Genomic DNA, 17,720 nt, shown 5'->3' on the forward strand with positions numbered 1-17,720 from the left:
TCAAAGTACCAATTTTAGATAAGGAGTAAATTTCAATATGCTTTGGATACCCATTGACCGGTCGTTAGATATACCATTAATTAGACAAATTTATCAGCAAATACGAGAACAAATTTTAAACGGGGACTTACAATCAGGAGAAAAACTACCGTCGACACGTGAACTATCTTCTGAGTTGAATGTATCCAGGAATGTGATTTTGGAAGCGTATGATCAATTATTGGCTGAAGGATTTTTAGTTGCAAAAAGGGGTGCTGGAACATTTGTTGCTGAAGGAACTTTTTTAGAACAACAGAATAAAACACCTTCATTTCATTCTGTGAATTGGAGTGAAGATAAAAATAAAGATGATAACATCATCAACTTTCGTTCAGGTATACCAGCACTGGATTTATTTCCGCGTAAGACATGGGCAAAATTGTCTCATACCATATGGAATGACATTGCACCTTCTACTTTTGGATACGATATTCCCGAAGGACGTCCGGAATTACGACAGGTTTTATCACGCTATTTACTGAAAACAAGAGGTGTTGATTGTCATCCAGAACAAATTGTGATTACATCTGGTGCAACCCAAGCTATGACACTTGTTTCTAAATTACTTTTATCGCACGATGATACAGTGATAATGGAAGATCCAATCACCAAAGATATTCAAACTATATTTAAAACTTCAGGTGCTCTTCTTTACCCTATACCTGTTGATGAATATGGAATGAAGACATCGTTGCTGCCATTAAATAATTATCCAAAGTTTATCTTTGTTACTCCGTCCCACCAGTTTCCGTTAGGAGGAACGTTACCAATTCAACGAAGGATTCAATTGATTAACTATTCTAGAAGAACAAATTGTTATCTTGTTGAGGATGATTATGACAGTGAATTTAGATATGAAGGACCACCTGTAAGTTCATTACAGGGATTGGATTCAGATCGTGTATTATATATTGGTTCGTTTAGTAAAATCTTATCACCAGCCCTTAGAATGGGATATTTAATTCTTCCTTCACAACTTATTGAAAAATGTCGCAAGCTAAAATGGTTTTCGGATTTACATACCCCTTCTTTAGAACAGCTTATCCTTGCCCGTTTTATTGATGAAGGCTATTTGGAACGACATATTATGAAGATGAAGAAAATGTACAAAAAACGAAGAAACTTCCTTATTCATTGCTTAAAAACAACATTTTCGAATAGGGTTAATGTTTTCGGTTATTCAACAGGCTTACACCTAATTGTTGAATTAAATGAATCCCATTTTTCAAAAGAATTACTCGAATGGATCGAACGGTTTGGAGTTAAAGTATATCCTGTAGAAGATCATACTATAGAAAAAGGAAAACATCATAATCGCATTATTTTAGGTTATGGGCATCTAAAAAATGAAGAAATTAAAGAAGGTGTGACCAGACTACATAAAGCAATATATAATTTTAAATCCAAAAATTAAAGCCGAGCCGTCCTTAGCTTAGCATGAGGACAACTCGGCTTAGTTTTCTGTCAGGATCCCATCACTATCCAGCTAAAATTTTATAGTACCTCCAGAACGAAATTTTGTGTTAACTTGTAACAAAAAGTTCATTTTTTCGTTTTGGGGTAATTCTGGATTTTTAAGTTGATGGATGTGGGGCGGGACCCTATAGCTGTGTAATAAAATTTGATAAAAATTACCTCGTGAAAAATCACTCTCTTAATAGGTGATTTTTGTTAAAAAACAAAAAGTTACTTTCTATAGGAATTCGAAATAAACAAATGTTCTGTTATATCATTTATAATAGATGCTATTAGTTAGATTCAAATTACTCTACAATTGCTAAAGTGATTGAATATAAAAAAAGAATTTGCAGCATTTCAAGCGTAAATGATACGTCTGGAATAAACTTAATAACAGAGTAAATAAAAAAAGCGTGTTTTAAAAATTTTTATTAAAACACGCTCTTACTATCGTTAAATATTTAGTTATTTTGTATTCCTAATCTCATTAAATCATTTGTTACTATAAAAAATATTATTTATAATAAACTTATTAAGTATTAAACAATATAATTCTAGATTGATAACCTTTGAATTTTATATATTGTTTAAACAAATAATTATCGTGACTTCTAATTTAATGTACCATCATCTCGTGCGCAATATCATGTCCATTCTTATTCGATGGGTAGTAGGTAGGCCAGTGTATGACTTCATCCAATAAAGCTTCACGATTGTCACCCCAATACAAGTGGTAGTGATCAGCTTTATTCGGATAAATACCATGATCACTAAATTGAATATACTGAGGAACTCCTTCTGTTTTTTCTGCTAGTTTAAATATGTATCTTACACCTCTATTCCCTGCATCATATGTCAAAATTTTGTATCCATCATAGATATACTTACCAGAATATTCTTCTTTGTTTTTGTAGAATGTTACAGTATCTCCTTGAATCACGATACGGTTCACATCTGTTTGATATCCTTCATTATAATACTCCTTATATTCTTTGGCTGACATTTTACCTTTATGTTTCGCTTTGTATGCAAATACCTCATCAAGTGTTCCATCTTGTAAATATGGATATACTGATTGCCAGTCTCCTGTCCAATCGGAGAGTGGTCGATCCTTCACTTGGTTGTCTTCAAAATATCCTTCATAAATTCTTTCTGTTGCTTTGTCATGAGCATGACTATGATTATGACTGTGATCGTGTTCATTTTCATGTGTATGACTTTCAGTTGTTTGCTCTTGCTTTTCAGAAGGCTTTTCTGCAACTGATGCGAATTGTGTTGCTTCTTTTAAAGTATTCACGTTTTCTTCCATTAAAGTGAAGTAATCTTTATTATTCTTCGCATCGTCTTCAGAAATAGTAGCAAGATGATTTAAGCGTAAAATTTTTGTACCAGTTTCTTTCTGAATAACTGATGCTACTTTTGGAGTAGAAAACGTTTCAAATAAAATGTATTTTAGACCATATTCTTTAACTGTTTTTGTAATTTCAGCAAGCTTTTTTTGAGATGGTTCATCAGAAGCTGAAATCCCAGCAATAGGAATTTGTTTTAAACCATAGCGTTGTTCCCAGTAGCCATAGGCTGCATGGGAAACTAAAATTTCTTTCGTTTTTGCATTTGCTACAGCAGCTTTAAATCGATCGTCTAAATCTGTAAATTTAGTTTGAAGTGCTGCAAAATTCTTTTCGAATTCTTGTTTATGATCAGGCTGTAATTCTACAAGAGCATTTTTGATTTTTTCAGCTTGTTTCATCGCTAGTATAGGATTTAACCACACGTGTGGGTCTTTATCGTGATGATGTTCATCTTCTTTATGTTTATGTCCATCTCCATGATCATGATGTTCATCTTCGGTTGCGGCACGCAGTTCGATTCCTTTTGATGCATTTACAATTTTAATATTTTCTTTTTGTAAGGTTTTTTCCATTTTTTCAGCAAACGGTTCTAATTCTGCACCGTTATAAATGAATAAATCAGCTTTTGCAACTTTCACTGTTTGTTTTTGGCTTGGTTCAAATGTATGAGAATCTGCACCAGGAGGGTAAATTGCTTCGACATTTACATAGTTTCCACCAATTTTTTTTGCAAAATCAGCAAGAGGGAAAATAGTTGTATAAACAGAAAGTTTCTCCTCTTTTTTTACTGCACTTTCTTTTTTATTAGAACATCCAGCTAAAATTAAGGTGAAAATAAGTAGGAATGAAAACATAGTTAATTTTTTTGGCATGAAATTCTCCTCTTTTCTTTTTTACAAGTTTATTTCCTCCAATTCTATGAAGAAAATATCGTTCCGATACAAAACGGAATAATTACGTTTTAGTTTGCGAACCTAGTATAATACATCTTTTTGAAATTCACAATAAATAATAATCATTACGATTTATTTTTTTTATAAACTTATTAAAAAGAATGGTATTAGTTTTTAGTATTTTTTTGGCCTGTCACATCGCTATCAAGCTAAAATTTTATAGTACCCCCAGAACGAGATTTTATGCTAATTTGTAATAAAAAAGCCCATTTTTTCGTTTTGGGGCTAATTTGTTTTCTTAAGTTGATGGGCATGGGGTCTTGCCAACAAAATGACATAAAACCCACGTTAAGATATTGTTTTTAAAGTGAAAGACTTGATTTTGTAAGCTAAGGATTGTAACTAAATTGAGCGTTTTTGTTACAACATTGATTTCAAGAAGCGTTAACCTGTATTTAGCCAATTTCGTTACGCTATAAACCTTGATATAAGAGGTTTTATTTTCCTTAGCGTGGGTTTTATGTTAGTACGTTGGCGGTACCCCTAATCGATAATTATGTAAATAAGCTGTTCACTGGATTCTCATAGAAAACTGTGATGATACAAAATCTTAGCTAGATGGCTATGTATCGGTACCTGACAATAAAAAGGCAGGAACATATCAAATATGTTCCTGCCTTTAATTTTAGAGAGAGGTTTCCTAACAGTTGATTTTGTTAATGAAAGTCGACTTTAAATCCATATTTTGTATAGAATATAGTACATATAATAAAAGTATGAGGTGATACAGTGAGAGAGATTCATATTCATAAAATCATTGCGGATAAAAGAAAAGAAAAGGGAATTACACAGGAAGAGTTAGCGGCGTATATCGGTATTACGAAGGCATCTGTTTCCAAATGGGAGACAGGGCAGAGTTATCCGGATATTACATTTTTACCACTGTTAGCATCGTACTTTAATATAAGTATAGATGAACTAATCTGTTATACACCACAAATGAAACAGGGAGATATTGGATATTTATATCATAGACTAGCAGAAGCTTTTAGTGAAGAACCGTTTCATGAAGTAATGAAGGAGTGCAGAGAAATAATTAAAAAATATTATTCTTGTTTTCCATTATTACTTCAAATGGGACTACTTTTTATTAATCACCACATGCTAACAGAGGATACGGATAAAAGAATTGAAATTTTAGAAGAGGCAATGTCTCTCTTTAGCAGGGTGCAGGAAGAAAGTGATGATGTTGCTCTTGTGAAAGAGGCGGTATCGTTTCAAGCAACTTGCTATCTTATACTCAATAGACCAAATGAGGTGCTTCAATTGCTTGGTGGAACGATACGTCCTAACGTTCCGGAAGAGGGTTTAATCGCACAAGCGTATCAAATGCTTGGAAATGCTGAGAAGGCGAATGAAATGATGCAAATTAGTATGTACCAACATTTAATACAACTCGTTGCGACAATACCGAATTATGTAGTAGTAAATGCTTCAAACTCTGAAAAGGTAGAGATAATCTTAAATAGAGCTTTCATGTTAATTGATATATATGAAATAGAAAAACTACATCCTAATATGACTTTAAAAGTTTACTATGCTGCTGCACAAGTATATTGTATGCAAGGAAATTTTGAAAGAGCATTAGAAATGTTGCAGAAATACGCAACAGTTTGTGCAGCTAGTTTCACAGTAAATAGTCTGCATTTACACGGCGATTCCTATTTTGATGCGATTGATGAATGGTTTGCAGAATTTCCGCTCGGTGCTAAAACGGTTAGAAATGAAGAAATTATAAAGCGAAGCATGTTACAAAGTATTGCAGAGAATTCAGTTTTCGATCCGATGAAAGATGTAAGAGAGTACAAAAATATAATAGCGAGTTTGAAATTTAAATTGGATATAAAAGAATAGAGGGGGAAAAAATGATGGCCTTTGATGAATATGAAGTAGCGATAAATAGTGAATTTACTTTGCAAGGTACGATTACTAAACCGAAAGCTGACGGGAAGTATGCTGCGGTTGTCATTATTGCTGGATCTGGAGAAATTGATCGTGATGGAATGATTGTACCGTTAAAACTTGAATCGAATATTTATAAAGGTTTAGCGCATGTAATGGCGAGACTTGGAGTAGTGACGCTCCGCTTTGATAAGCGCGGAGTAGGAAAGAGTGAAGGGGAATTTCTGAAGACTGGAATGTGGGATTTAGTTAGTGACATAGAGGCTACGATTACGTATTTAAAAGAACAACCATTTGTTGATCCGGAAAATATCATTTTAGCTGGCCATAGTGAAGGGTGTATGTTAGCGACAGTAGTAAACGCAAGAACACCAGTTAATGGACTCATACTTCTTACAGGAGCTGCGGAATCATTAGAAGAAGCTACGAAAAGACAAAGAGAAATTGCTTATAAAGAATTAAAAGAACAAAAGGGAATAAAGGGAAAACTAATGCGTCTTCTTAATGTGGAGAAACGTGGAGAGAAGCAGATGGAAAAAATAAAAGAGAAAATGATGAACACAGAAAAAGATACGATTAAAGTTGGTTTTAAACCGATGAACGCAAAATGGTTTAGAGAGCATTTTCAGCATAATATTTATAAAGATTTACAGCAAGTAACATGTCCAGTACTAGCAGTTGCTGGTGATAAAGACATTCAGGCTGATCCAGAAAAGGCGAAACGAATTGATCAGTATGTGAAAGGTGATTCAGAAGTACATGTAATCAAAAATATGGATCATAGTTTAAAAAATTTTGAAGGGGAATTTAAAGTATTAGAGCTTCAAAAGAACTATAAAGAAGGAGCGGGAAAGCCACTCCACCCGATGCTGGAAGAAATAATTGTGAATTGGATAAGTTCGAACTTTATCTCGCATAAGATCCCTTCATCAACATTAAGTGAATATGAGGGAGATGGGAAAGAGAGTAACTGTCTGTAAAAGAAGGATTGGTTTAGATTAATAATAGGTATAAGTTCTTTAGTAGTTTCAAGCATATCTCCCTGATTGTACATTCTGTAGTAAGATAATAAACTTTTATCATTAGATTGCTATAGCGAATCCTCTTATTCAATCCGATATGGTACTAAATTCTGTAGAGGGGTGTTTGTATAAAATTCGAAGTATAGATTCATATTCCGCTTCAAAACTCTTATCTAAATTAATATAGGTGTAGGCTTACAATAAAGTTAGAACAATTATACAACACCCTATAAATAATCTAGGCTATTTATTATTAGGAGGAGGCCAACTATACACATAATCCATGAAAGAGCCGATCCCGAATGATTAGCGATTTTCATTCGGAGCCTCTCGAGAGGTTTTTGCATCCACCGACCAAACAGGAGATAGAAGAGAAACAGCACGAGAGAGGGCAATACCATAATAAAGTTGTATCCAGCTAAAATGGAAGACCATTCTACCCATGATAGGTTAGAAGTAGTCAGTATACCAATTGCTGCAAAATAAGGAAATGCAGTTCCCGCTTCAATTAACGTAGTAGTGAATCCGAGCGCAATCATTGAAAGAATGCTATTTGATTTTGGTGAAGGGAGCTTTGAATTTTTCTTTGGTGGAATATAAAAGCTTGCGATGAATAATAGGGCTCCAATAATAAATAACGTCCAGCTTACGATTTGGTTTTGAAATACGCCAGAAATAATCTCAAACAAAAAATCAAATCCTAACATGAGCGAAACTCCAACAGCAAAATAACATCCAGCTACCGTCAATAAATAAACGAATAAACGTTTCGTAAGACTCTCATTATCTGTTAAAAGTAGATATATTGTTACTCCTATTGTAGTAGGGCTTAGCGTGTCCAATATAGCCAATCCGCCTATTAGGAGAAGTTGTTCTGTATCCATCGCTCATTCCCCCTTATTTCGGCTCAAAATTATTTTTTTCAGTCATAAAAATGACATATGCCTCGTTCATAAACTGAAGCACATCTTGGTCGATTGGATATAAACTGAGTTTCTCTGATTGTTTTGGAGACATTCTTATCTCCCAAAGCTTATCTAAAAATTCCTCCTCACCTTCAAATTCTTCTAAGCGTTTTTCATCCATTCTTCTAATGATATTTTGAACTTTCGTTGCTTTTGGGCCATCCTTCATATAACGCTTTAACTGGCCGATGAGAGCAATCCATTCAAGTGAATCAGAACAGTCACTTGCCATTTTAGGAACCTTTTCCAATAGTTTTATTTCTTTTTCTTTAAATACTGATTCGCGATAATACTGTTGTATATCTTCATTTTTGCTGGATAATTGCATAATCTTCTGAATCGCAATCCAGCTTTCTTCTCCTTCTATCGCAATTCCATTTATCAATTCCCGTAAGGATAATTCTATTTTCTTTAAATTTTCCTGCTCTTTTATTACGTAAGATAATTGACTTTGTAAACTATCCGACCAATCCCACTCATTAAAGTCGAGCATATTTTTAATCTCTTGTAACGGAAATCCCACTTTTTTTTAAAATTGAACTTGCTGTAGTTTTTTTATTTCTTCATTTGTATATAAACGATGGCCACCTTCTGTTTTTGATGCTGGTTTTAATAATCCGATTTTATCGTAATAACGCAGTGTCCTTACTGTAACGCCTGTCAGTTCGCCAACTTTATTAATGTGTATCAACTAATAAACCTACCTTTCTGAACGTTAAGATTTTATCGTTAACGATTATTTTCTTCATACCACATCTATTCTTCTTTACTAAAAAGATTTTTAAGTAAGTAACCTAATCCTAATCCAATTAATACACCAGGAAATGCATGATCCAATGTCAGTCCGATCCCTGCACCTATAATGACACATCCATAAATAATAATATCGCCTTGTTTCATCTAAAAACCTCCTATTTTTCTAATTTCTTTTATGAAATTGCGAAATAGTAGCTACTTAACAGTATATAAAATGACCCAACGTCAACTTCAAGTGTTTTTAATTATTATTAATACATTTATATAAACCTTTAAAGCGCCCTCTAACGGAAGATTTAATTTCAAAATATTTTGCGGGCTTATCGTTCCAAAATATTTATACTAAAATATATAATACGGGGGTGTGGTTAATGGGTAGAAAGATTAGTTTTAATAAAGAGCAAGCTTTAAATAAAGCTATGTATTTATTTTGGGAGAAAGGTCATGATGCTACATATATATTAGATCTTAATGAAAAGAAGGGTATAAGCTAATCTACTCTGTACGATAGTTTTGGAGATAAGGATGCTCTATTTGAACTAGTTTTGGAACATTATGAAAACTTCGGTGTCTTAGCATACAAAATTCACGTACTGTTCTTGTTATCCTGAGGTGAAATGGGAGGGAATGTCTTTTGGGAAGTAGACCTGTAAAGTTATTTTTTAAATCAATTCTATTTTTTTTCTTATGCGGTATTGTTGTTTATTCTATATTTCAGATTATGTTTGTCTGGAGTGTTTCGACAGGATTAGGGAGGGATGATATAGTCGGATTTTCTGATAATAAGTATGTAATTGGTCGTCCACCTGTTAGCTATAATTTATATAAAAAAGATAGTGGGGAAACTATATTAGATAATGTTATTGGTTATAAAAAAGGAAAAACGAAAAGTTATGTTCGGAATGAAATCGAATTTGTAGTGATAAATGAGATAAAGGGTAGCTATGAATTGTATAAAATAGAAAAAGCTTCAGAAAAGGATATAGAACGGCTGAAAGAAATGCAGAAATTAGAATGAAAGAGACTATTTGAAGGATAAAAATGCTGTTGGGTTAGACTTCGCAATGGCTGAATTGTACGTGAGTAGCGAAGATGAGAAAGCCAATTATCCTTGCTTTTATCGTCAGATGTTAGACAGATTAGTAAAATCGCAACGAGTATTAGCAAGGCGCGTAAAAGATTCAGCTCGCTGGAAGAAATAATTGTGAAGTGGATAGAGGCGCATTGTATCTCGCAATACGAGGGGAAAAAGACTTCCAGATCGATATAAGGCGGAAGTAAGAAAGCTTAATTGTTTGTAAAAGCTCGGTTGTTGTAGGTGGATTTAGTTCAGTATTCAGGATATAAGTTTTTAACGGTATTTTTTACTTAAAAATGGATAAAAAAATTAATTTACCATTTAAAAAACGAACATTAAAAATTTTTTTAATTAAAATGTTCACATTTAGATTGCGTGCACACTAAAAGTTTGATATATTACCAATATAATAATTTTACACATCATCACTCGTATATACTCGGTAATATGGTCCGAGCGTTTCTACCTAGTTCCCAATGAAAGAACTGGACTACGGGTTAAAGTGTTCGGCCGTGATGTTCAATGAGCGCTATCGATCTATAATTTTGCATTTGTTTTACCTTATGCTTAATTAACTTTGACTATCGTAGTTCTAGAAAGTAGAGATTCTTCTACAATTTCTAGAACTTTTTTGTTTGGACCAAAAGTATCGAGTATAGAAAACAACAAGAGAAAGAGGAGATTATTTATGAAGAAGAATACGTTGAAAAAATGTGCTGCCCTAGTAACTACTGTTGCATTGTCATTCTCGATACTTGCGGGATGTAATGCGAGTCCGAAACAAGTTGAGGCAAAAAACAATCAAAAACCAATCTTAATTCAAGGGCCAATGCCGATAGAAGCTGAAAAGTTTGCAAAAAGGTTGAAAAATGTGAAAGAAGAAAAGTCTGGAACTTTCGTATTTTATAAAGGAACTGTCGACAATTATCCTGTAATTGTTGCGAAAACAGGTAAAGGAATGGAAAATACAGCAGCCGCTACAGCAGTGGCTATTGAAAAATATAAGCCTATAGCGATTATTAACCAAGGAACATCAGGTGGACATGATCCTAATTTAAATGTATTTGATATTGTTTTAGGAAAAAAAGTCGCGAATATAGGTTCATTAAAAACAACAAATATGGATGAGAATCAAGGGATTGAACCGACAAAATGGATTTCAATGGACTTAATGGCTTCGGAAGGAAGTGCAGGAGAAGATCCAAATGCTGAGAAAATCCGATACTACGAGGGAGATAAGGATTTACTTGCAGCAGCTAATGCGGTGAAAGATAAATATACAAAAGGTAAAGTGGTGGAAGGGACTATAGGTTCAGCAGATCTTTGGAATAATGAAGTGGATAGAATTAAGTGGTTCCATACAAAATACGGTACATCTGTAGAAGAAATGGAAGGTGCTGCAGCAGCGCAAATCGCAAAAGCTTATGACGTACCATTTTTAGGGATCCGAGTATTATCTAACAATAAAACAAACGGCGGAAAATACAACCCAAATACAGCGGCAGCAAATCAAGAATATGTATATGAAGTAGTTAAAAAGTATATAGATTCGATACCAAATAAATAGTAGTAGTTTTGTCCCAATATAAAAATGTTATCATTACTGCGCAATGTGTTGTGAACTCAGAATTACTAAAGTTTCTTTCATTAAAATAGATTGGTGCCTTACATGGTATCCAATCTATTTTTGTACTTATTCTTCAGAGGAAGATGGGTTTTACACAAAAAAATAAAGACAATTATAGAAAAAGGAAAAGTCGAGCTATCATCTTAATTTTTATTCAAAATGTTTTCTGAACAATTAATCAAATATGCATAATTGCATAAAAAAATTGAAATTTCTAAGTTAACATTAAACTACCTTTAAATTGTAAAGAATATTTTAATAATCTTTACTAGAGAAGGATATTCCTTGAGAAGTAGATAAACCAAAAGTGTGGAAATGATACAGACTCAATAGAGTTTTGTATTAAATAAAAAGAAAAGGGTGGGTATGGCTTTCTAAAATTTTTTGGGGATTAGAAAGCACTTATTAGTTAATAGCTTCAAATTATATTTTAAAGGGGAAATGGGTATATGAAGTTTCGAAATACAAAGCTTGCTATGGTTACACTATCTTCATTTTTTATTTTAGGTACTGCATCTCTATCATTCACAGATATCATACACGGTGAAGTAGCTTCTGCATCACCACAAGAGGTTACTGCAAAAAGCTATGACGATACATATTATAATAATGCAATAGGAAAAACGGGTTTAGAATTAAAGAAGGAACTTCATAATATTATTGATGATCATACAAAGTTATCATACAGTGCGGTTTGGGAAGCACTAAGAGATACGGATGAAGATCCAAATAATAAAAACAATGTGATACTCTTATATACTGGGCGTTCGCAAGGGAAACTTACGAATGGTTCAGGAGTTGATAATTGGAACCGAGAGCATGTTTGGGCAAAATCTCACGGTGATTTTGGAACGACTGCAGGAGCTGGAACAGATTTGCATCATTTAAGAGCGACGGATGTATCTGTAAATAGTTCACGTGGAAATCTGGATTTTGATAATGGTGGTGTGAATCATTCGGAAGCGACAGAATGTAAATACGATAGTGATTCTTGGGAACCTCGTGATAGTGTAAAAGGAGATATCGCTAGAATGCTATTTTACATGGCTGTTCGTTATGAAGGAGACAACGGCGAAATAGACTTAGAATTAAATGAAAAGGTGAATAACAATAAAGATCCATACATGGGAAAACTATCCGTTTTACTAAAATGGAATGAACAAGATCCGGTAGATGATTTAGAGCGAAAGCGTAATGAAGTGATTTTTACGAAATATCAACATAATCGTAATCCTTTTATTGATCATCCGGAATGGATAAATAAAATTTGGAACTAAAAAACTTAAAGGTATTTTACTTTGAGAGAAGGGATTGATCACTATGGTCAATCCCTGTTTATATCTATACTAGAATAAATGATGTTTATAGGGTTGGATTGGAGAATAGAATATATATTTGATCAAGTTAAGTATAATATGAGTCTTTTAATACGGTCCCCACTCAATATTCACACCTACAATAAGAAAAATAAGTCCGATGATAAACCAAATGAATGCAAGTGGTGCCATAAATCGGATCCATTTTCCGTAAGAAATGCCGCTCGCTGCGAGAACGCCCATTAAAACACCGGAAGTTGGATTGAGGCAGTTCACTACACCTTCTCCAAGCATAACAGCTTGTACAGTAACTTGGCGTGTAATATGCATGAAATCAGCTAATGGGGCTAATATCGGAATGAAAATAACAGATTCACCTGTCCCGGATGAAATGAGGAAATGTAATGCCGCACTACTTACATACATACCGAGAACGCCAAATACAGGGCTATGTCCTTCAAGAGACTGTACTAGCTGATTAACAATTGTATCAAGTAATTTGCCTTGTTCTAAAATGACTGAAATACAGCGAGCCATTCCAACAATCAAAGCACCGTATATGAGATTTTGGCAGCCTGCTAGAAAAGTAGAAGCGATAGCGTTTGCTTTCATACCACCTATTACTCCCGCTGTAATGGCTATGAAAATAAAAGTAGCAGTCATTTCTGCATCTGTCCAATGTAGACGAAAAGCGCCAATTAAAAATACAATTAATGATAAAGCTGAAACGAGTAAAATTAATTTATGACGCATTGTCCAAGGAACTTCTGTTTTCTGCGCCTCTTTTCCGCTTGAAAGAGCATTACTTGGAAACCAGTTATCTCCGAGTATGCTTCCTTTATTCGATTTTTTTAAGCGTTGTATATACCAATTAATATAAAGAATGGTGGCAATTAAAAAAGAAATATAGATTGCTGTGCGTAAACCAATTCCTGAAAACATCGGAAGTTCGGCGATTTTTTGTGAAATGCCTAAAGGTGAGGGAGATAATATAGTAGCATTAAAACCAGCATAAGTGCCTAAATAAATAATTGCTACGCCGACGATAGCGTCCCATTTTAATGTGCGTGCAACGATGATGCCGATGGGGATAAAGCCGATAACTGAGTTAACGATAATGCCAGTTGTTCCGAGAATAGAAAAGAGTGCGGCGACAATACAAATGAAAAGTAATTGCTGATTACGAAATTTGTTAATAACATGATAGATTAAACCGTCAAGAGCGCCTGTTTTTTCAAGAATGGCAATGGCTCCACCTGTAAATAAAATTAAGAAGATGATAGGAGCAGCAAGTGTCATTCCTTTTTCAATAGCGGTAAAAAAAGAAACAAACCCTACCGGCGATTGTGGAACAGAATGATAACTTCCTGGTATTGTCGTTGTAACAGTACCGTTTGTAACTCTTTTAAATTCTCCAGCAGGAACGAAGTAGGTAGCAATGGCACAAAGTAAGGCAATAAAAAATAATAGTACGTACGCGTCAGGCATTTTAAACTTTCGTTTACTTGGCTGCTTTTTTACCTCGGTATGTAATTGCATAAAAAACCTCCTTTTTCACTTAGTTAATTTTTAATATTCTGAAATTTATCTGTGAAATAGATTATAATAAAGGCAGCTTCCTAAGGCAATAGTTTTTCTATCCTTTTCCCGCAATACAAATTGTTGCAACATTAGACAGGGAAACGAAAAGAATCCAAGAATATGTTATATAGAACGAATAAGGAAAAGAGGGAAAAAGATGTGGAAAACTACGGATTTATGTGATGAGTTTGAAAAGGAATTACAAATATGTCGCCAGTCTTTTCGATCTTTTGGGAAGAAAGAACAATTTTACGGGAAAATTGCAACGGTGAAAGTGAAGGATGATAATGTACTAGTGAAAGAAGGATTGCAAACACTACCTGAAGGAACGGTATTAGTTGTTGATGGTGGAGCGTCTACGAATTGTGCGTTACTTGGTGATAATTTGGCAGCTATTGCGGAGGAAAGAAAGCTAGCAGGGATTATTGTGAATGGATATGTTCGTGATTCTAGTGAACTAAAGAAGATTAATATTGGTATTTTAGCGTTAGGAACGATGCCAAATAGAAGTGTAAAAGAAGGGAAAGGCGAGAAGAATATTTCATTGCAATTTGGTCAAGTAGAATGGAACCCAAATGAATATGTATATGCGGATGAAGATGGCGTCATTATTAGTGAAAAGAGTTTGCATCGTTAAAGGCTAGTAAGTTACTATTCTTAGAAAATAAATCCGATAAAGCATGGACAAAATTCTTTGTCAATAGTAAAATAATACAGAAATTTAAAATTAACAGAATGTATAGGTTTATCGTTTTACGATAAATTGAATGAAAGTCAGTTTTGCCTAGAAAAGTGAATGTTATCACAATGATACGTTCATAAACAAAATTATTTTTCCTATACAAATATAGCCGCGAATGATGCGGGTCGGAGGTGTTGCACAGTTTGTACGACACTTACAAAAAAAGAGTGTCAATTGCACGCCCTTGAAGGGCCTTTTTTTGTGTAAATAGTAGTAAGGGAGGAAATTTTGGGATGGCAATGTGGAAAAAATGGCTGCTTACGTCGTTAATGGCAGTTACACTCGTATTTGTTTCTTTTGCGAATACAGTACATATTACGTTTGCTGAAGGAAATACAGCAAAACTTGCAATTATTGGGGAATCACAAAAGGGCATTATGTTATGTCCGAAAGAAGAGCAAATTAAAGATGGGGAAACAGCTTTAAGTTTGCTGCAAAAGGTCATGGGGGACAAAGTAGAATCTGAAACGATGTCGTTTGGAACATATGTAAAAGGTATCGATGGTTTAATGGCCGGGGCTACAAGTGGCTGGACGTACGATGTAAATGATACATCTGCACAAGTTGGGGCAGATAGTTATAAATTAGAGTCTGGTGATGTTGTTGTTTTCCGCTTTGTTTCAGACTGGAGCAATATGAGCCAGGAAACATTACAGCAAACATTAGATAAATTTGGTACTTGTAAAACTGTAGAAGAACCAAAGACAGATGACCCAAAACAAGAAAAACCAGAAGAACCAAAAACGGATGATCCAAAACCGGAAAAACCAGAAGAACCAAAAACGGATGATCCAAAACAAGAAAAACCAGAAGAACCAAAGACAGATGACCTAAAACAAGAAAAACCAGAAGAACCAAAAACAAATGATGAAAAGGTAGAGCAACCAAAGCAAGAGAACATTCAAGTTCCAGCAGCGCAAGTAAATGACGCAATCTCTAAGACATCTGAAAAGATGTTACAAGATGGAATTGAAAGTGATTGGGTAGCTTTAGGCCTTTCTCGTTCTGGAAAGAACATACCAATTGAGGCGAAATTAAACTACGTTAAGTCAGTAACTGAAAAAGTAGAAAAGCGCATTAACCGTTTTTCAGCGACAGATTTAGCTAGAACGGTTATTATGATGAATGCAATGCAAGCAGACCCTACAAAGGTTGGCGAACATAATTTAGTTCAAAAATTGTACGAATCAGATAAAGTAAATTCTGTTACAGGTTATACATTTGCTTTACTTGCATTTGATACGAAGAAATATGAAGTGCCAGTGAATTCAAAATGGAATCGAGTTGCTTTAGTAGATGCGCTATTAAACGCACAGCATACAGATGGCGGCTGGACGTACGATAGCGCAAGCAGTAAGGACAGTGCTAGTAGCGTTGATGTAACAGGTATGGTTTTATCAGCATTAGCTCCTTATCAAGATCGACCAGATGTGAAGCCAGCTGTAGAGAAAGCTGTTGCTTATTTATATAAAGAACAGCTAGACAATGGTGGTTTTTCTGCTGATGGACAAGAAAATTCTAATAGTGTTGCGCAAGCAATTATTGGATTATCACTTGTGAAAGATGTAGATCAAAACCTTCTACATAAGGCAGTGCAAAATCTACTGTCATATCAACTTCCAAATGGTGAATTTAAATGGTTACCAAGTGATCAAAACGGTAGCGGAATGGCTACAGAACAAGCGTTTTTAGCTTTACTTCAGTTTAAAGATCTTGGAAAATCGATTTATGACTTGTCAAATGTATCTGTTCCTGAAATCGATAAAAAACCAAATGTGGATTCAGAAAATGTTGTAGTAGAAAAAGAAGTTACTGAACAACCAGAAGAACAAAAACAAGTACAACAAGAAACGAAAGATGACAATTTAAAAGTTGTTGTCGATAACGAACCGGTTAAAAGCAAAAAATCCGGAAACGGTAGCACACTACCGAAAACAGGAGCATCTTCTCATAGTGCAGCTACAGAAGTAGGTATGGGTGTATTATGTATCGCTTCTGCATATGTATTATGGAGACGTAAAGCAGCTTAACAAAAATTAGGAGCAATTATTTGCTCCTAATTTTTAATATGAAAGGTGAGAGACAACATGAGTAAGATGAAGTGGTTTATTTCTTTAATGCTTTCACTTGGGCTACTTGCCGGATGTGAAGAGGCAGCTGTAAAGCCTGAGAAGAAAGTAGAACCAAAGCAAGAAGAGGTAGCAAAACAAGAAGAGAAAAAAGATGAAGCGAAACCGGAAGAAAAGCCGGAGGAAAAACAAGCTGAACAAGAGCAAAATAAGCAGGAAGAACAGAAAGAGAAACAAGAACAAAAAGTAGAAGAGAAGCCGAAAGAAGAAAAGCCACAGGCACAACTGGAAGTAAAGAAAGAAGAAAAACCTCAGGAACAGCCTGCTGCTAAGCAACCAGAACAGCAAAAAGCACAAGAAGAGAAACAACAAGAGCAACAACCGAAAGCACCTGAAGTAAAAGAAGAAGCGAAGGTTGTGAATCAACCGAAAGAAACAACGAAGCAGGAGCAAAAGGCTGATCCGAATAAAGAGGAGAAAACGATACCGACTCCGACTGTTCCAAATTCTGAACAACGAAAACCAGACCCAGTTCCACCACCAAAACCACAAGCAAAACAAGTTACTATCTCAGTAAAAGGTAATAAGGGTTACTTATTAGGTGCGAAAAAAATGGATGTACAAGAAGGCGATACGGTTTATAAAGTATTACAACGTACAGGTTTAGATGTGGATGCAATGGGCTCTAAAGGTGATATTTACGTAAAAGGTATTAATGATTTATATGAAAAAGATATTACAGATACTAGTGGATGGAAATATCGTGTGAACGGTGCGTTTCCAAACCATAGTGCAGGTGTAGTAACAGTTAAACCAGGAGATACAATTGAGTGGGTGTATGTATTAAAATAAGAAAGGCA

The 17,720-nt window shown here is 34.6% G+C and carries 12 protein-coding genes, 5 pseudogenes and 1 riboswitch; of the genes and pseudogenes, 11 read left to right on the forward strand and 6 right to left on the reverse strand.

Translation table 11 applies throughout. The features are described 5' to 3' along the window. The first annotated feature begins 37 nt into the window (after nucleotides 1-37). Nucleotides 38-1,453 (forward strand): MocR-like pyridoxine biosynthesis transcription factor PdxR, encoded by a 1,416-nt coding sequence (gene pdxR / locus ACUXEY_RS01905; protein WP_461299947.1) that lies wholly within the window; start codon nucleotides 38-40, stop codon nucleotides 1,451-1,453. Between the two features lie 660 nt (nucleotides 1,454-2,113). On the opposite strand, the pseudogene ACUXEY_RS01910 reads toward pdxR, so the two are convergent. Together ACUXEY_RS01910 and ACUXEY_RS01915 are read right to left on the reverse strand one after the other, a co-directional pair. Continuing rightward, nucleotides 2,114-2,743 (reverse strand): annotated as a pseudogene (locus ACUXEY_RS01910) (ZinT family metal-binding protein); the annotation flags it as partial. A 24-nt stretch (nucleotides 2,744-2,767) separates the two neighbouring features. Further along, nucleotides 2,768-3,721, reverse strand: a pseudogene (locus ACUXEY_RS01915) (metal ABC transporter substrate-binding protein); the annotation flags it as partial. An 810-nt stretch (nucleotides 3,722-4,531) separates the two neighbouring features. Between ACUXEY_RS01915 and ACUXEY_RS01920 the strand changes: the two are divergent. Next, nucleotides 4,532-5,656 (forward strand): helix-turn-helix domain-containing protein, encoded by a 1,125-nt coding sequence (locus tag ACUXEY_RS01920; protein ID WP_461299948.1) that lies wholly within the window; start codon nucleotides 4,532-4,534, stop codon nucleotides 5,654-5,656. Between the two features lie 11 nt (nucleotides 5,657-5,667). Then, on the forward strand, nucleotides 5,668-6,684 hold the full coding sequence (locus ACUXEY_RS01925; protein WP_461299949.1) for an alpha/beta hydrolase family protein: 1,017 nt from the start codon (nucleotides 5,668-5,670) through the stop codon (nucleotides 6,682-6,684). 269 nt (nucleotides 6,685-6,953) lie between these two features. On the opposite strand, the gene ACUXEY_RS01930 is transcribed toward ACUXEY_RS01925, so the two are convergent. The 3 genes and pseudogenes from ACUXEY_RS01930 to ACUXEY_RS01940 all read right to left on the reverse strand — a co-directional run bounded on the left by ACUXEY_RS01930 (nucleotide 6,954) and on the right by ACUXEY_RS01940 (nucleotide 8,591). Beyond that, on the reverse strand, nucleotides 6,954-7,610 hold the full coding sequence (locus tag ACUXEY_RS01930; RefSeq protein WP_461299950.1) for a GAP family protein: 657 nt from the start codon (nucleotides 7,608-7,610) through the stop codon (nucleotides 6,954-6,956). A 13-nt stretch (nucleotides 7,611-7,623) separates the two neighbouring features. Continuing rightward, a pseudogene (locus ACUXEY_RS01935) lies at nucleotides 7,624-8,382 on the reverse strand (MerR family transcriptional regulator). A 65-nt stretch (nucleotides 8,383-8,447) separates the two neighbouring features. Further along, nucleotides 8,448-8,591, reverse strand: coding sequence for a hypothetical protein (locus ACUXEY_RS01940; RefSeq protein ID WP_461299951.1), 144 nt, complete (start codon nucleotides 8,589-8,591; stop codon nucleotides 8,448-8,450). Nucleotides 8,592-8,818: 227 nt separating this feature from the next. Here ACUXEY_RS01940 and ACUXEY_RS01945 point away from each other — a divergent pair. The 5 genes and pseudogenes from ACUXEY_RS01945 to ACUXEY_RS01965 form a co-directional block, all read left to right on the forward strand. Beyond that, nucleotides 8,819-9,046 (forward strand): annotated as a pseudogene (locus ACUXEY_RS01945) (TetR/AcrR family transcriptional regulator); the annotation flags it as partial. Between the two features lie 35 nt (nucleotides 9,047-9,081). Next, the gene (locus ACUXEY_RS01950) at nucleotides 9,082-9,465 is read left to right on the forward strand and encodes a hypothetical protein (protein WP_002096432.1); all 384 of its coding nucleotides are present in this window, start codon (nucleotides 9,082-9,084) and stop codon (nucleotides 9,463-9,465) included. A gap of 19 nt (nucleotides 9,466-9,484) precedes the next feature. Next, nucleotides 9,485-9,646: pseudogene (locus tag ACUXEY_RS01955) on the forward strand (RNA-guided endonuclease TnpB family protein); the annotation flags it as partial. A gap of 288 nt (nucleotides 9,647-9,934) precedes the next feature. Further along, a riboswitch (purine riboswitch) is annotated at nucleotides 9,935-10,038 on the forward strand. 175 nt (nucleotides 10,039-10,213) lie between these two features. Next, nucleotides 10,214-11,092, forward strand: coding sequence for a 5'-methylthioadenosine/S-adenosylhomocysteine nucleosidase (locus ACUXEY_RS01960; RefSeq protein ID WP_000742454.1), 879 nt, complete (start codon nucleotides 10,214-10,216; stop codon nucleotides 11,090-11,092). A gap of 509 nt (nucleotides 11,093-11,601) precedes the next feature. Further along, the gene (locus ACUXEY_RS01965; RefSeq protein ID WP_461299952.1) at nucleotides 11,602-12,429 is read left to right on the forward strand and encodes an endonuclease I family protein; all 828 of its coding nucleotides are present in this window, start codon (nucleotides 11,602-11,604) and stop codon (nucleotides 12,427-12,429) included. Nucleotides 12,430-12,576: 147 nt separating this feature from the next. Here ACUXEY_RS01965 and ACUXEY_RS01970 read toward each other — a convergent pair whose 3' ends face one another. Continuing rightward, nucleotides 12,577-14,007, reverse strand: a complete 1,431-nt coding sequence (locus tag ACUXEY_RS01970) for a YfcC family protein (protein WP_461299953.1) — start codon at nucleotides 14,005-14,007, stop codon at nucleotides 12,577-12,579. Nucleotides 14,008-14,206: 199 nt separating this feature from the next. Between ACUXEY_RS01970 and rraA the strand changes: the two genes are divergently transcribed. From rraA to ACUXEY_RS01985, 3 genes are all read left to right on the forward strand, one after another. Then, complete coding sequence (rraA, locus tag ACUXEY_RS01975; protein ID WP_461299954.1) at nucleotides 14,207-14,686, forward strand: ribonuclease E activity regulator RraA; 480 nt, start codon at nucleotides 14,207-14,209, stop codon at nucleotides 14,684-14,686. Between the two features lie 338 nt (nucleotides 14,687-15,024). Beyond that, on the forward strand, nucleotides 15,025-16,821 hold the full coding sequence (locus ACUXEY_RS01980) for a DUF4430 domain-containing protein (RefSeq protein WP_461299955.1): 1,797 nt from the start codon (nucleotides 15,025-15,027) through the stop codon (nucleotides 16,819-16,821). Between the two features lie 57 nt (nucleotides 16,822-16,878). Then, the gene (locus ACUXEY_RS01985) at nucleotides 16,879-17,712 is read left to right on the forward strand and encodes a DUF4430 domain-containing protein (protein ID WP_461299956.1); all 834 of its coding nucleotides are present in this window, start codon (nucleotides 16,879-16,881) and stop codon (nucleotides 17,710-17,712) included. The last annotated feature ends 8 nt before the right edge of the window (nucleotides 17,713-17,720 follow it).

The organism is Bacillus sp. F9_6S_D1_P_5 (genome assembly GCF_054823925.1).

Excerpts from the sequence above, each read along its gene's own strand:
- ACUXEY_RS01960 (WP_000742454.1), top strand. The coding sequence starts at position 10,214 with ATGAAGAAGAATACGTTGAAAAAATGTGCTGCCCTAGTAACTACTGTT.
- ACUXEY_RS01985 (WP_461299956.1), top strand. The coding sequence starts at position 16,879 with ATGAGTAAGATGAAGTGGTTTATTTCTTTAATGCTTTCACTTGGGCTA.
- ACUXEY_RS01940 (WP_461299951.1), bottom strand. The coding sequence starts at position 8,591 with ATGAAACAAGGCGATATTATTATTTATGGATGTGTCATTATAGGTGCA.
- ACUXEY_RS01965 (WP_461299952.1), top strand. The coding sequence starts at position 11,602 with ATGAAGTTTCGAAATACAAAGCTTGCTATGGTTACACTATCTTCATTT.
- rraA (WP_461299954.1), top strand. The coding sequence starts at position 14,207 with ATGTGGAAAACTACGGATTTATGTGATGAGTTTGAAAAGGAATTACAA.
- pdxR (WP_461299947.1), top strand. The coding sequence starts at position 38 with ATGCTTTGGATACCCATTGACCGGTCGTTAGATATACCATTAATTAGA.
- ACUXEY_RS01925 (WP_461299949.1), top strand. The coding sequence starts at position 5,668 with ATGATGGCCTTTGATGAATATGAAGTAGCGATAAATAGTGAATTTACT.
- ACUXEY_RS01930 (WP_461299950.1), bottom strand. The coding sequence starts at position 7,610 with ATGGATACAGAACAACTTCTCCTAATAGGCGGATTGGCTATATTGGAC.
- ACUXEY_RS01970 (WP_461299953.1), bottom strand. The coding sequence starts at position 14,007 with ATGCAATTACATACCGAGGTAAAAAAGCAGCCAAGTAAACGAAAGTTT.
- ACUXEY_RS01980 (WP_461299955.1), top strand. The coding sequence starts at position 15,025 with ATGGCAATGTGGAAAAAATGGCTGCTTACGTCGTTAATGGCAGTTACA.